This window comes from Mycolicibacterium palauense (genome assembly GCF_002592005.1).
GTDB lineage: Bacteria > Actinomycetota > Actinomycetes > Mycobacteriales > Mycobacteriaceae > Mycobacterium > Mycobacterium palauense.
Map to the genome: position 1 here is coordinate 17,175 of NZ_NVQF01000020.1, position 13,917 is coordinate 31,091.

Sequence of the window (13,917 nt, forward strand, 5' to 3'; positions counted from 1 at the left end):
TGGCGCTACTGACGCTCTACGAGAAAATACTGCCATGATCAACACGGTTTCAGCGCTGGTGCTGGACGGTCTGGCCCCCTTCGAATTCGGGGTCATCTGCGAGGTGTTCGGCATCGACCGGTCCAACGACGGCGTCCCGAACTTCGATTTCAAGGTCTGCGGCCCCGAGGCGGGCCGGCCGGTGCGCACCAGCGTCGGCGCCGGCCTCATCCCCGACCACGGCCTCGATGCCCTGGTCGGCGCCGACCTGGTGGCGGTGCCGGCGATCAGCGGCGTCGAGGAGTACCCGCGGGCCGCGCTGGACGCGCTGCGCGCCGCGGCCGATGCCGGCTCGGTGATCCTCACGGTGTGCTCCGGGGCGTTCGTCGCCGGTGCCGCCGGTCTGCTCGACGGGCGGGCGTGCACCACCCACTGGATGCACGCCGACCAGCTGGCCCGGATGTATCCCACGGCCAAGGTGGACCGCAACGTCCTGTTCGTCGACGACGGCAACCTGATCACCAGCGCCGGCACCGCCGCCGGCATCGATGCCTGCCTGCACCTGGTGCGGCGCGAACTGGGCAGCGCGGTCACCAACGCCATCGCCCGGCGCATGGTCGTGCCGCCCCAGCGCGACGGCGGCCAGCGTCAGTACATCGACCAGCCGATCCCGTTGCGGTGCTCGGAAGGCTTTGCCCCCCAACTCGACTGGATTCTGCAGAACCTCGACAAGCCGCACACCGTGGCCACCCTGGCCCGCCGGGCCTCCATGTCGGCCCGGACCTTCGCCCGCCGTTTCGTCGAGGAGACGGGAACCACGCCGATGCAGTGGGTGACCGATCAGCGCGTGCTCTACGCCCGCAGGCTGCTCGAGGAAACCGACCTGGAGATCGACCGCGTCGCCGACCGGGCCGGTTTCGGCACCGCGACATTGCTGCGTCACCACTTCCGCCGGGTGATCGGCGTGACGCCGTCGGACTACCGGCGCAGCTTCGCGTGCGCCACCCGCGAGACCGCCTGACCCGCCGAAACTGCACGTTGTGACACCCCTACCTGGGGTTTCGTGTCACGAGTTGCAGTCTCGAGGTGTGGGCTCAGTCGCCCTCGCCGGCCAGGGCGAAGCGGCCGTCGGCGGTCTGTTCCACCAGCCCGTCGACGAGCAGCGAGTGCAGTGACCGGTCGCGCTGGGCCGTGTCGGTCAGCCAGGCCGCATCCAGCTGCGCACGGGGGACCGGCATCCCGCTGCCGCGCAGCACGTCGAGCAGCCGGCCGCGCACCTGCCGGTCGGTGCCCGCGTATTTCTGCACCCGCCGCACCGGATTGGTCGCGGGCGGCGAACCGGCCGACCGCCAGGCACACGAACTCAACGGGCACACACCGCATTTCGGCGAGCGGGCCGTACACACCAGTGCGCCCAGCTCCATCAGTGCCGCCGAGAACCGCGGCGCGGACTCGTCGGCCGGCAGCAGCGCGGCGACATCGGCCTCGTCGCGCCGGGCCGACGGTGACCCGGGTTCCGGGCGGCCGTGCACGGCGCGGGCCACCACGCGGCGCACGTTGGTGTCGACCACCGGCACCGACTGCCGGTAGGCGAAACACGCGACGGCCCGCGCGGTGTAGCTGCCGACCCCGGGCAGGGTCAGCAGCGTCTCGACATCGTCGGGGACGACGTCGCCGTGTTCGGCCGCGATCACGGTCGCACACTCGTGCAGTCGCTTGGCGCGGCGTGGGTAGCCCAGCTTGCCCCACGCCCGCAGCACGTCGGCGGCCCCGGCCGCGGCCGTCGCCGACGGGGTGGGCCAGCGCGCCACCCAGTCCAGCCAGACCGGCAGCACCCTGGACACCGGCGTCTGCTGCAGCATGAATTCGCTGACCAGGATCTGCCACGCGCTGACGCCGGGCGCCCGCCAGGGCAGCTCACGACGTTCCCGGTCGAACCAGCCGAGCAGCTCCCCGGCCGCAACCCCGTTTCCCGCGCCGTTTCGGGAGTTCATTCCGGCACTCACGAAGACCTGCCCGGGACGACAAGGCAGAATGACGGGTATGCCGAACACCAGCCCCGTGACCGCATGGAAGGCACTCAAGGAGGGTAACGAGCGCTTCGTCGCCGGCAAACCCGAGCATCCCAGCCAGAGCATCGAGCACCGGGCCAGCCTGGCCGCCGAGCAGAAGCCCACCGCGGTGGTGTTCGGCTGCGCGGACAGCCGGGTGGCCGCCGAGATCATCTTCGATCAGGGCCTGGGTGACATGTTCGTGGTGCGCACCGCCGGGCACGTCATCGACGCCGCGGTGCTGGGTTCCATCGAGTACGCCGTCGCGGTGCTCAACGTTCCGCTGATCGTCGTGCTCGGTCACGACAGCTGCGGCGCGGTCCAGGCGACGCTGACGGCGCTCGACGACGGCGCCGTGCCGGGCGGTTATGTGCGCGACGTGGTGGAGCGGGTCACCCCGTCGATTCTGGTGGGCCGCCGCGAAGGGCTGCGGCGCGTCGACGAGTTCGAGGCCCGCCACGTCATCGAGACCGGTACGCAGCTGATGGCCCGGTCGACCACCATCTCCGAGCGGGTCAACGCGGGCAAGCTGGCGATCGTCGGCCTCACCTACCACCTGTCGGACGGCAAGGTGGTGCTCCGCGAGCACCTGGGCGACATCGGGGAATAGGTATCGGGGAATAGGTACCGGGGAACAGACACCGGCGAATAGGCACCGGGGAACGGGCGGTACCCCGGTCAGCGCGGCGCCACGATGCCGTGGTCGTAGGCGTAGACGATCGCCGCGGCCCGGTCCCGCAGGCCGAGTTTGAGGAAGATACGCCCGATGTGCGTTTTGACCGTCACCTCGGAGATGAACAGATCGTCGGCGATCTCGGCGTTGCTGCGTCCCCTGCCGATCAGCCGCAGGACGTCGAGCTCGCGCGCGGTGAGGTCGGTCGGCTCCTGCGGACCGGCCGGACGCGCGGCCTGCCGGTAGGCGCTGAGCACCCGGGAGGTCACCGCGGGGTCCAGGAAGCTGTCGCCGCGGGCGACCGCCCGGACCGCCCGGATCAGTTCCTCGGCCGAGGAGTCCTTGAGCACGAACCCGGCCGCTCCGGCCCGCAGCGCGCCGGAGAGCAACTCGTCCTCGTTGAACGTCGTCAGGGCCAGCACCGGCGGCGCGTCCGGTCCGGCCAGCCGGCGCGTCGCCTCGATGCCGTCGACACGTTTCATCCGCAGGTCCATCACGACGACATCGGGCCGGTGCGCGCTGACGGCCGCGGGCACCTCGTCGCCGTCGGCGCATTCGGCCACGATCGCGAATCCGTCCTTGCGGCGCAGTATTCGGCGCAGGCCCGAACGGACAAGGTCCTGATCGTCGACCAGCAGTACCGTGATCTCGTCGTCCATCTCAGCCCCCGCACCACGGCGGCCGCCAGCCCGGCCTGCTCTCCAGGGGTATGGCCGCGCGCACCACCCATCCGTCGTCGTCCGGTCCGGCGTCGATCGCGCCTCCCAGCAGCTCCACCCGCTGGCGCATCCCGCGCAGTCCCCGCCCGTCGGAGACGGCGCCGACCCGGCGGCGGGCCGCGGGCACCGTGTTGGCCACCGACATCGTCGCGGTGGATTTGGAGACATGCAGCCGCAGAGCGGATTCGGACTCCGGCGCGTGCTTGGCGATATTGGCCAGCGACTCCTGGGCGATGCGGTAGAGCGCCAGGCCCACCGCGCCCGACACCCGGTCGGTGCGCCCGTCGCTGCACAGGGTCACGGGCAGGCCCGCGGTGACGAAATCGTCGACGAGCCGCGGGATGTCGTCGACACCGGGCTCGGGCGGCAGACCCAGCGGGCCGCTGTCGAGCAGTCCCACGGTGCGCCGGATGTCGCCCATGGCCTGCCGGCCGAGGCGCTCGGCGTCGCCGAGCGCCTCGACCGCGTCCTCGACGTCGCGGTCCTGCTCCAGAGCCCGCCGCGCCCCGGTGACGTGCAGCAGCGTCACGCTCAGTGAGTGCGCGATGACGTCGTGGATCTCGCGGGCGATCCGGCGGCGTTCGTCGGCCACGGCGTGTTGCGCCAACGCCTCCTGGGCCTCCTGCTGCTTGATCATCAGTTGCTGCTGGATGCGCATCAGGAAGCCGACCAGCCAGCCCATGGCCAGCACGGGCAGGTAGAGGAACAGATCGTCGAGACGGTGCGTCAGGGAGGCCGCGACCAGCAGCGCGGCCGCCGACGCCGCGGCCAGCATGCCGCCGAGGTGGCCGCTCAGGGAACTGACCACGCTGACCATCAGCACCAGCAGAAACGGTGTGTAGTCGACGCCCACCGGCGCCGAGGTGGTGAACAGGAACAGCGCGGCGGCGGCCGTGGAGGTGCCCCACAGCACCAGCGATCTGAACTTCACGCCCGAGACGAAGAACGCCGCCAGCGGCGAGAGGGCCAGCGCGCCCGCCGGCAACGCCACGGGCAGGTCGGAGAGTGGGCGCTGCACGACCATCACGGCGACGACGAGCAGCAGAGTCGCGTCCACCGTCACCACGAAGGCCCAGTTGAAGCCGAGCGGGATGAGTTCCGCCCGTTTGCGCAACCGGTCGCGCACATAGTCCCTGGCCGTGCGTGGCACCCGTTCATCGTAGGGAGCCGGCCGCGCGGCGGCGTCATGCCGCGGTCGGGTTCGGTCTCCGCCCACGGTAGGACGCCGGAACCGGTCCCCGGCACGACGCGCCGCGCGTGCCCGCCGCCTAGCGTCGGCTGTCATGAGCTGGGAACAGTTACACGAACGCATGGACTTCATGGCCGCGCTGATCGAGCGGGCGGCCGTGGATCCGGAGGCGGCGCTGGATTTCTCCGACGACCAGCGCTGCGACATCGACCGCCTGTTCGGCAACGAGGAAGGCCTGCTGTTGACGCTGCGGCAGCGCTGGATGACGACACTGACGGCCAAGCTGGACCAGGCGGCGCATGACGACATCCCGCCCGAGCAGGCCCGCGCCGAGCTGGCCGCGGCGTTGCCCGGGCTGCGGGCGCTGCTGGATTCGGCGGGCCGCCGGTCGGTGCGGATGCGCGCATTCGACAACGGTGAGCGGCGCGTCATCGATCTCTACGAGGGCCCGCGCCGCGAAACCGTGGCCTGACGCCACGCCGGGCGCCCGCCGAGGCTCAGCTGATCCTCAGGCGACACGCCGGTGCAGGTCGTCAGGCTCGCGGTGACCTGCCCTTACCGTGAGAACGTGCTGGAATTGGAGCCGCATGGCCCGCTGCCGCCGGAGATCTACCGGCGTCGGCGTGCCCTGGCGATCGGGATCGCGGTTCTGGTGGTCGCTATCGTCGCCGCGATCGTGATCGTGGTGGTCAAGGGATCCTCGTCCGCCGACACCAAACCCGCCGCGCAGGAACCCACGGGCGAACCGAACACCGCCCAGGGCCCGTTGGCGCCCACACCGACCCCGGAGGGCAAGTCCCCGGTGGTGGCACCGCCGTCACCGAACCCCGAACCGACACCCACCGCGACCGCGGCGGTGGAGCCGCCGCCGATCCTGCAGCCCGGCGACGACTGCCCGGACTCCACGCTGGCGGTCAAGGGCCTGACCAACGAACCGCGCTACGCGATCGGCGACCAGCCGAAGTTCACCATGGTGGTCACCAACATCGGACTGACCGCCTGCCAGCGCGACGTCGGTGCGGCGGTGCTGGCCGCCTACGTCTACAGCCTCGACAACAAGCGGCTGTGGTCCAACCTGGACTGCGCACCCTCCAACGAAACCCTGGTCAAGACGTTCAATCCGGGCGAGCAGGTCACCACCGAGGTGACCTGGACCGGTATGGGTTCGGAGCCCGGATGCCCGCTGCCGCGGCAGCCGATCGGTCCCGGCACCTACAACCTGGTGGTCCAGCTGGGCAATCTGAGGTCGGCGACGGTGCCGTTCATCCTCTCCGACCCCGCCGCCCCGGTGGAGACACCGGCGCCGCCACCGCCCGACGCGCTCCCGCCGCCGGACGTGCCCCCGGCCCCGCCGGGCTGATCCCCGCGGTCCGGCCGCCGCAGGCCCGCGCTCTCTAGTTCAGCGGTTCGGTGATCGTGGACTCGGCGAGCTGCGACAGGCCTTCCCGGACGTGGCGTGCCCACATCGCGCCGATGCCGTCGACCGACTGCAGGTCGGTGGCGCTGGCGGCCAGCAGGTCCTGCAGCGAACCGAACGTGCGCACCAGCAGGTCGACGTGGGCGAACTGCAGGCGCGGGATGCCGGCCATGGCCCGGTAGCCCCGTGGGCTGAGCGCCGAGTCCTGGGCCTCGGCCGTCGAGGGGTAACCGAAGACCCGGGCCAGCGCCCGGAAGTCCAGCAGCTCGGTGTCGGAGAGCCGGTCGAGTTCCTCCAGCAACCCGGCCACCTCGGCCTTCGACGGCGGATCGGGCTTGGCGTGGTAGTCACGCACGATCAGCTCCCGGGCGGTGTCGTTGCCGCCCAGCAGCTCCTCGAGCTGCAGGCGCAGCTGGCGGCCGTCGGTGCCGAGCTCGACCACGTCGTTGTCGATCTCGGCGCCGATGCGGCGCACCAACTCCAGGCGCTGTACGACGGTCATCACGTCACGAAGCGTGACGAAGTCCTCGATCTCGGCGGTCGACAACTGGCGGCTGACCTCGTCGAGGCGGGCCTTGTAGCGCTCCAGCGTGGCGATCGCCTGGTTGGCCCGCGACAGAATGGTCGCCGAGTCGGCCACCACGTGACGCCCCCCGCCGACGTAGACGGTGACGATGTTCATCGAATGACTCACCGAGATCACCGGATAGCCGGTCTGGACCGCGGTGCGTTCGGCGGAGCGGTGCCGGGTACCCGACTCGTCGGTCGGTATGGAGGGATCCGGCACCAGCTGCACGTTGGCCCGCAGAATCCGGCCGCCGTCGGTGGACAACACCACCGCCCCGTCCATCTTCGACAGCTCCCGCAGCCGGGTGGGGGCGTAGCGGACGTCGAGAGCGAAGCCGCCGTCGCAGATGGCCTCGACGCTGTCGTCGTAGCCGAGGACGATCAGGGCGCCGGTGCGACCCCGCAGGATGCGTTCGAGGCCGTCACGCAGCGCGGTGCCGGGCGCGAGACGACCCACGGTCTCGCGCAGGGTGGGACGGCCGGTGGGGCTCACAACCGTTCATTCTCCTCCGCGGGGCCGCCCCCGGCGCGACCGTCGACCAGTGTCAGTCCGGGCCGCGGCGCCGCCTTGACCTCCGGGGGTGTGCTGGCCGGCGGCGCGGCGATGCGCAGCAGGATCCGCAGCGCCTCGCCGATGGTCGCCGCTTCGAGGGCCTTGATGCCACGGGGAGCCGGACCGGCGCCCTTCGGGATGATCGCCGAGGTGAATCCGAGCCGGGCCGCCTCCGCCAGCCGGCGATCCATCCCGGTCACGCGGCGCAGGTCGCCGGCCAGCCCGACCTCGCCGATGACGACGGTGGACGTCGGCAGGCACAGGTCGGCGTAGGCCGACGCCATCGCCAGGGCCACCGCCAGGTCCGATGAGGGGTCGGTGAGCCGCATGCCGCCGACCGTCGACAGGTAGATGTCGTTGCGGCCCAGTTTCAGCCCGGCGCGGGCCTGCAGCACCGCGGCGGTCATCGCCGCACGGGCCTGGTCGAGTCCGCTGACCGCGCGCCGCGGCGAGGGCACCTCGTCGCGTCCGATCAGCGCCTGGATCTCACCGATCAGGGGACGCTTGCCGTCGAGGGTGACCGTGACCGCGGTGCCCGGGACCGCCTCTCCGCGCTGGTCGAGGAACAGCCCCGACGGGTCGGCGACACACTCGATCCCGTTGTCGTGCAGGACGAAACAGCCGACCTCGTCCGCGGCGCCGAACCTGTTCTTGACGCCGCGCACCATGCGCAGGGTGGTGTTGCGGTCACCCTCGAAATGCAGGACCACGTCGACGAGGTGCTCCAGAGCGCGGGGCCCGGCGATGGCGCCGTCCTTGGTGACGTGACCTACGATGACCATCGCCACGCCCGGGCCCGACTTGGCGAAGCCGGTCAGCGCGGTGGTGACCGCACGGACCTGGGTGACACCGCCGGTGACGCCGTCGGTGTCGGTGGTGGACAGCGTCTGCACGGAGTCGACGACCACCAGCGACGGGCGCACCTGCTCGATGTGGCCGAGCACGGTGTGCACGTCGGATTCGGAGGCCAGATACACCTGGTCGTGGGTGCAGCCGGTGCGTTCGGCGCGCATCCGGATCTGGCCCGCGGACTCCTCACCGGAGATGTAGAGCGCGCGCCGGCCGGCCTGGGCCCAGCGGTGTACCACCTCGAGCAGCAGCGTGGACTTGCCGACCCCGGGCTCCCCGGCCAGCAGCGTCACCGAGCCGGAGACGATGCCCCCGCCCAGGACGCGGTCGAGTTCGGGAACGCCGGTGGCCAGGTGGCGGGTGTGGTCGGCGTCGACGGCGCTGATCGGCACGGCCGCCGAGGAGGGGGCCACCGGGCGCTGGGCGCGGCCGCCCAGCGAGGTGAGCACCGCGACCTCGTCGACGGCGCCCCAGGTGCCGCACTCGGGGCAGCGGCCGACCCATTTGGCGGTGACGTGCTGACACTCCGAACAGCGGTACTGCGGACGCGCTTTGGAACCCGATCTGGCCACGTCGTGACGTTATCGGCAGGGGGTGACAGATCCCGGCAGGACGCGCGGCCGGGGCCGGTCTAGTGCGCTTCCTGGCGCGGGGCGTTGCCCGCCGAGATCGGAACGGCCAGGGTGGCCTCCCCGGCCTTCTCGAACTCGAAGGTGAAGTCGTAGGTCAACCCGTTCTGGATCGGCTTGTCCAGGGTGACCGTCGCCTCGGCGGCGTCGGCGACCTCGACGTTGCTCAGCGCGGTGATGCCGTCGGGGGTGCCGATCATCAGCACGTCGGTGGCCGGCAGGTTGGTGTCGCCGGACAGCTCCACGGTCCCGACGTCGGTGGTGATCCCGACCAGGCGGTCACCGGTGGTGGGCGATTCGTTGGAGGCGGTCAGGACGAGGTCGACCTCGGTGCCCGGCTCCAGTGCGTCGGTGGTCTGCACCGCCTGGATGTGGACGTTGCGCAGGGCGATGTCCCCGACGTTGCCGGTGGTGCCGTTGACCGCGGGCTCCTGCATGGCGACCTGTGAGACCTGGCCGGCGCTGCACGCGGTGAGCGCGGTGGCGGCCAGCGCGGCGCCGACCATCAGGACGCCCCGGCTCGTCGACGCCCGGCGGATGTCGTGAGCGATCGCGGGAATCGCTGAAATCGCTGAAAGCGCTGAAAGCACTGAGAGCCTCCTCGTGGCGCCGTGCTGTGGGTCATCGCGGTCGATGGCCCGGTGGTCGACAAGAGCCGTTCGGACATCATGTCGGAATTCCTGTCGGAATTCCCGGGAGGGTCGGTCCCGGCGGACTTCCTGAACGGACCCTAGTACGCAGCGTAGTAGGAGGCCACGGCGAGCGGAAGCCGTGGGTGCCGGCGCGCCCTCACGGCCGGCGCGCGGCAACCCGGGGCCGGTGCGGGGCCGGTGCGGGGCCGGTGCGGGTTGGGTACGGTATGGGTACGGTATGGGCACACATGTTCGATTTTGCGGCCGCCCGTTGCACGGTTTCGTCACCGTGTCAACCCCCAGTCTTAACCCGTTGTGCCCCTGACCTGCATAGTTGTTCCGCGCCGTGTCGGGCCCCGTGCTATCCTGGAGGAGCGAAAGGGGCTCGAATCTGATGATTTTCAAGGTCGGAGACACCGTTGTCTATCCACATCACGGTGCTGCGTTGATCGAGGCGATCGAAACCCGAACCATCAAGGGAGAACAGAAAGAGTATTTGGTTCTCAAGGTGGCCCAGGGCGATCTGACCGTTCGGGTTCCCGCAGAGAACGCCGAGTATGTCGGCGTGCGTGATGTCGTTGGGCAAGAGGGTCTCGACAAGGTGTTCCAGGTGCTTCGCGCCCCGCACACCGAAGAACCGACGAACTGGTCGCGGCGGTACAAGGCCAACCTGGAAAAGCTGGCCTCCGGGGACGTGAACAAGGTTGCCGAAGTGGTCCGTGACCTCTGGCGCCGGGATCAGGAACGCGGCCTGTCCGCGGGCGAGAAGCGGATGCTGGCCAAGGCCCGGCAGATCCTCGTGGGTGAGCTCGCGCTCGCCGAGAACACCGACGACGCCAAGGCCGAGACCATTCTCGACGAGGTGCTCGCCGCCGCATCCTGACCCGGATGCGCACGGTTGCGATCATCCCGGCCGCCGGATCGGGATTGCGTCTGGCCGCGGGTGTGCCGAAGGCGTTCGTCGAACTGTGCGGTCAGACCCTGATCGAACGGGCGCTGGCCGGTCTTCGTGACTCCGGTGTGGTCGACGACTTCATCGTCGCCGTGCCGCCCGCGCGCACCGATGAAGCCACGCTGATCCTCGGCGACGATGCCACGGTGGTCGCCGGCGGCGCCGACCGCACCGAGTCGGTTCGGCTGGCCCTCGACGCCGCCGGTGACGCCGAGCTGGTGCTCGTGCATGACGCCGCCCGCCCGCTGACCCCGCCCGCGGTGGTGGTTCGGGTGGTGGAGGCGCTGCGCGCCGGTCACAGTGCCGTCGTTCCGGTCATCCCGCTGGCCGACACCATCAAGGCCGTCGACGGAAACGGCGTGGTGCTGGGCACGCCGGAGCGGGCCGGGTTGCGTGCGGTGCAGACGCCGCAGGGCTTCACCGCCGAGGTGTTGCGTCGTGCCTACCAGCGCGCCGGGTCCGGCGGCTTCACCGACGACGCGTCCATGGTCGAGAACATCGGAGGCCAGGTGCAGACCGTCGAGGGCGATCCGCTGGCGTTCAAGATCACCACCTCGCTGGACCTCACGCTGGCCACCGCGGTGCTGTCGCGGTAGAACACCCCCGTGAACACGCCGATCAACAACCCCATCGATTCAGTGCCGCGGATAGGCCTGGGCGTCGACGTCCACCCGATCGAACCGGGCCGGCCGTGCCGGCTGCTGTGCCTGCACTTCGAGGGCGCCGACGGGTGCGCCGGCCATTCCGACGGTGACGTCGCCGCCCACGCACTCTGCGATGCGTTGTTGTCGGCCGCGGGCCTCGGGGATATCGGCGGGGTGTTCGGTGTGGACGATCCACGCTGGTCCGGGGTGACGGGCGCGCAGATGCTGGAGCATGTCCGGGGGCTGCTGACCGACAACGGTTTTCGGGTCGGCAACGCCGTCGTGCAGGTGGTCGGCAACCGCCCCAAGATCGGCCCGCGCCGTGGAGAGGCCCAGCGGGTGCTCTCGGAGCTGCTGGGCGCCGCGGTGTCGGTGTCGGCGACCACCACCGACGGGCTGGGGCTCACCGGGCGCGGCGAGGGGCTGGCGGCGATCGCCACCGCGCTGGTGATCGCCGGCTGACGTGCGCTGAACGCCGCGATGTCGCCGGATCGCCCCGTCGCGGGGGCCGGCGCGCACCGAGCGTGTATCCCGATCGTTGTCCACTCGAAAGCGGCGATCCCCGCGCACACTCGGTGAGCGGGGGCCGCACGGCGGTCAAGCCGTCGGCGACAGACCGGTAAGCTGGCACGTCGTGACCGACAGCGCTGGCCACCTGGGGGGCCTGAGACTCCACGACACCATGACCGGTGCCGTGCGCGAGTTCACCCCGTTGCGGCCCGGCCACGCCTCGATCTACCTGTGCGGCGCCACCGTCCAGGGCCTACCGCACATCGGCCACGTGCGTTCGGGGGTGGCCTTCGACGTGTTGCGGCGCTGGCTGACCGCCAAGGGCTACGACGTGGCGTTCATCCGCAACGTGACCGACATCGACGACAAGATCCTGGCCAAGGCCGCCGCGGCGCAGCGGCCGTGGTGGGAGTGGGCGGCCACCCACGAGCGCGCCTTCTCCGCGGCCTATGACGCGCTGGGCGTGCTGCCGCCGTCGGCGGAGCCCCGTGCCACCGGCCACATCACCCAGATGGTCGAGCTGATCGATCGGCTCATCGAGACCGGTCACGCCTACGCCGGCGGGGGAGACGTCTACTTCGACGTCCTCAGCTATCCCGAGTACGGGGCCCTGTCGGGGCACCGCATCGACGACGTCCACCAGGGCGAGGGCGTGGCCACCGGCAAGCGCGACCAGCGCGACTTCACGCTGTGGAAGGGCGCCAAACCCGGTGAGCCGTCCTGGCCGACGCCGTGGGGACGCGGGCGCCCGGGCTGGCACCTGGAGTGCTCGGCGATGGCGCACACCTATCTCGGACCGGCCTTCGACATCCACTGCGGCGGGATGGACCTGGTGTTCCCGCACCACGAGAACGAGATCGCGCAGAGCCGCGCCGCCGGTGACGGGTTCGCCCAGTACTGGCTGCACAACGGCTGGGTGACCATGGGCGGCGAGAAGATGAGCAAGTCGCTCGGCAACGTCCTGTCGATTCCCGCGGTGCTGCAACGGGTCCGGCCCGCCGAACTGCGCTACTACCTGGGCAGCGCGCACTACCGGTCGATGCTGGAGTTCTCCGAGACCGCGCTGCAGGACGCGGTGCGCGCCTACAGCGGCATCGAGGAGTTCCTGCACCGGGTCCGCGTCCGGGTCGGCGCCGTCGTACCCGGGCAGTGGAGCGGCCGCTTCGGGGCCGCGCTCGACGACGACCTGGCCGTGCCGGCCGCGTTGGCCGAAGTGCATGCCACCCGGGCCGAGGGCAACCGCGCGCTGGAATCCGGTGATCACAACGGCGCCATGAGCGCCGCGACGTCCATCCGGGCGATGATGGGGATCCTGGGCTGTGACCCGCTCGACGAACGCTGGGAGACCCGCGACGAGACGTCGGCGGCGCTGGCCGCCATCGACGTCCTGGTGCAGTGGGCGCTGGCCAGCCGCCAGGAGGCCCGGACCCGCCGCGACTGGGCGCAGGCCGACGAGATCCGGGACCGGCTCAAGGAGGCGGGCATCGAGGTCACCGACACCGCCGACGGTCCGCAGTGGGCCCTTTCCGACGCGGACGGCAAGTAGTGGCCGGCAACTCGCGGCGCCGGGGCGCGGTGCGCAAGCCCGGCAGCAAGAAGGGCCCGACGGTCGGTTCGGGCGGTGTCCGCCGCCGCGGGCTGGAGGGTCGCGGCGCCACCCCCCCGGCGCACATGCGCCCCGGGCACCCGGCGGCCAAGCGTGCCGACAAGGCGGCCCGGCAGCAGCAGGGGCGGCCCAAGAAGACCGACGACACCGAGATCGTCCTCGGCCGCAACCCGGTGGTCGAATGTCTGCGGGCCGGTGTTCCGGCCACCGCGCTCTACGTCGCCCTCGGTGCGGACTCCGACGAGCGGCTCACCGAATCGGTCACCCGGGCCGCCGACGCGGGCATCGCGATCCTCGAGGTCCCCCGCACCGACCTGGACCGGATCGCGGCCAACGGGCTGCATCAGGGGCTGGCGCTGCAGGTGCCGCCCTACGACTACGCCCACCCCGACGATCTGCTGCGGGCGGCGGACACCGACGTCGAGCCGGCGCTGCTGGTGGCCCTGGACAACATCTCCGACCCCCGCAACCTGGGGGCGATCGTGCGTTCGGTGGCCGCGTTCGGCGGCCACGGTGTGGTGATTCCCCAGCGCCGCTCGGCCTCGGTGTCCGCGGTGGCCTGGCGCACCAGCGCCGGTGCGGCGGCCCGGCTGCCGGTGGCCCGGGCCACCAACCTGACCCGCACCCTCAAGGACTGGGCCGGGGCCGGGTTGCAGGTCGTCGGGCTCGACGCCGGCGGCGACACCACCGTCGACGAACTCGACGCGTCCGGCCCGATCGTGGTGGTGGTCGGCTCCGAGGGCAAGGGGTTGTCCCGGTTGGTCCGCGAGAACTGCGACACCATCGTCTCGATCCCGATGGCCGGCCCGACGGAGTCGCTCAACGCCTCGGTGGCCGCCGGGGTGGTGCTGGCCGAGATCGCCCGTCAGCGCCGGCACTGAGACGCACCGACACCCTACTGACACCCACCGACAACACCGACAACGCTGTCAGCGCTGTCAGCGCTG

15 protein-coding genes are annotated in these 13,917 nt (G+C 71.1%); 9 read left to right on the plus strand and 6 right to left on the minus strand.

Annotated elements, in window-relative coordinates:
* The first annotated feature begins 34 nt into the window (after positions 1-34).
* Positions 35-1,000, plus strand: coding sequence for a helix-turn-helix domain-containing protein (locus CSR00_RS10495; protein WP_099022345.1), 966 nt, complete (start codon positions 35-37; stop codon positions 998-1,000).
* Positions 1,001-1,073: 73 nt separating this feature from the next.
* Here the strand turns inward: CSR00_RS10495 and CSR00_RS10500 are convergent, their stop codons facing one another.
* On the minus strand, positions 1,074-1,973 hold the full coding sequence (locus CSR00_RS10500; protein ID WP_099022346.1) for an iron-sulfur binding domain-containing protein: 900 nt from the start codon (positions 1,971-1,973) through the stop codon (positions 1,074-1,076).
* A gap of 49 nt (positions 1,974-2,022) precedes the next feature.
* Here CSR00_RS10500 and CSR00_RS10505 point away from each other — a divergent pair, with 49 nt between their 5' ends.
* Positions 2,023-2,640 (plus strand): carbonic anhydrase, encoded by a 618-nt coding sequence (locus CSR00_RS10505; RefSeq protein WP_099022347.1) that lies wholly within the window; start codon positions 2,023-2,025, stop codon positions 2,638-2,640.
* Between the two features lie 68 nt (positions 2,641-2,708).
* Here CSR00_RS10505 and CSR00_RS10510 read toward each other — a convergent pair whose 3' ends face one another.
* Positions 2,709-3,362, minus strand: a complete 654-nt coding sequence (locus CSR00_RS10510; protein WP_099022348.1) for a response regulator — start codon at positions 3,360-3,362, stop codon at positions 2,709-2,711.
* 1 nt (position 3,363) lies between these two features.
* On the minus strand, positions 3,364-4,572 hold the full coding sequence (locus tag CSR00_RS10515; protein ID WP_099022349.1) for a sensor histidine kinase: 1,209 nt from the start codon (positions 4,570-4,572) through the stop codon (positions 3,364-3,366).
* Positions 4,573-4,705: 133 nt separating this feature from the next.
* On the opposite strand from CSR00_RS10515, the gene CSR00_RS10520 reads away from it, so the two are divergent.
* Complete coding sequence (locus CSR00_RS10520; RefSeq protein WP_099022350.1) at positions 4,706-5,083, plus strand: hypothetical protein; 378 nt, start codon at positions 4,706-4,708, stop codon at positions 5,081-5,083.
* 96 nt (positions 5,084-5,179) lie between these two features.
* Positions 5,180-5,971, plus strand: a complete 792-nt coding sequence (locus CSR00_RS10525) for a hypothetical protein (RefSeq protein ID WP_218014467.1) — start codon at positions 5,180-5,182, stop codon at positions 5,969-5,971.
* A gap of 34 nt (positions 5,972-6,005) precedes the next feature.
* Here the strand turns inward: CSR00_RS10525 and disA are convergent, their stop codons facing one another.
* Genes disA through CSR00_RS10540 form a run of 3 tightly spaced genes read right to left on the minus strand, consistent with a single transcriptional unit; the run spans position 6,006 to position 9,132 of the window.
* Positions 6,006-7,088, minus strand: coding sequence for a DNA integrity scanning diadenylate cyclase DisA (gene disA, locus CSR00_RS10530; RefSeq protein ID WP_099022351.1), 1,083 nt, complete (start codon positions 7,086-7,088; stop codon positions 6,006-6,008).
* Positions 7,085-8,569 (minus strand): DNA repair protein RadA, encoded by a 1,485-nt coding sequence (radA, locus tag CSR00_RS10535; protein ID WP_099022352.1) that lies wholly within the window; start codon positions 8,567-8,569, stop codon positions 7,085-7,087. Before radA ends, disA begins: the two co-directional genes overlap by 4 nt.
* 59 nt (positions 8,570-8,628) lie before the next feature.
* On the minus strand, positions 8,629-9,132 hold the full coding sequence (locus CSR00_RS10540) for a copper chaperone PCu(A)C domain-containing protein (protein ID WP_099022353.1): 504 nt from the start codon (positions 9,130-9,132) through the stop codon (positions 8,629-8,631).
* Between the two features lie 520 nt (positions 9,133-9,652).
* On the opposite strand from CSR00_RS10540, the gene carD reads away from it, so the two are divergent.
* The 5 genes from carD to rlmB all read left to right on the plus strand — a co-directional run bounded on the left by carD (position 9,653) and on the right by rlmB (position 13,851).
* Positions 9,653-10,141 carry an RNA polymerase-binding transcription factor CarD gene (gene carD / locus CSR00_RS10545; protein ID WP_003921720.1) on the plus strand — a complete coding sequence of 163 codons (489 nt, stop codon included), beginning with the start codon at positions 9,653-9,655 and terminating at the stop codon, positions 10,139-10,141.
* A gap of 5 nt (positions 10,142-10,146) precedes the next feature.
* Positions 10,147-10,806, plus strand: a complete 660-nt coding sequence (gene ispD / locus CSR00_RS10550; RefSeq protein WP_099022354.1) for a 2-C-methyl-D-erythritol 4-phosphate cytidylyltransferase — start codon at positions 10,147-10,149, stop codon at positions 10,804-10,806.
* Between the two features lie 33 nt (positions 10,807-10,839).
* The gene (gene ispF, locus CSR00_RS10555; protein WP_099022398.1) at positions 10,840-11,316 is read left to right on the plus strand and encodes a 2-C-methyl-D-erythritol 2,4-cyclodiphosphate synthase; all 477 of its coding nucleotides are present in this window, start codon (positions 10,840-10,842) and stop codon (positions 11,314-11,316) included.
* A gap of 193 nt (positions 11,317-11,509) precedes the next feature.
* Positions 11,510-12,910, plus strand: a complete 1,401-nt coding sequence (cysS, locus tag CSR00_RS10560) for a cysteine--tRNA ligase (protein ID WP_281259699.1) — start codon at positions 11,510-11,512, stop codon at positions 12,908-12,910.
* Positions 12,910-13,851 (plus strand): 23S rRNA (guanosine(2251)-2'-O)-methyltransferase RlmB, encoded by a 942-nt coding sequence (gene rlmB / locus CSR00_RS10565; RefSeq protein WP_099022355.1) that lies wholly within the window; start codon positions 12,910-12,912, stop codon positions 13,849-13,851. The genes cysS and rlmB overlap by 1 nt, the downstream gene beginning before the upstream one ends.
* Positions 13,852-13,917: the final 66 nt, after the last annotated feature.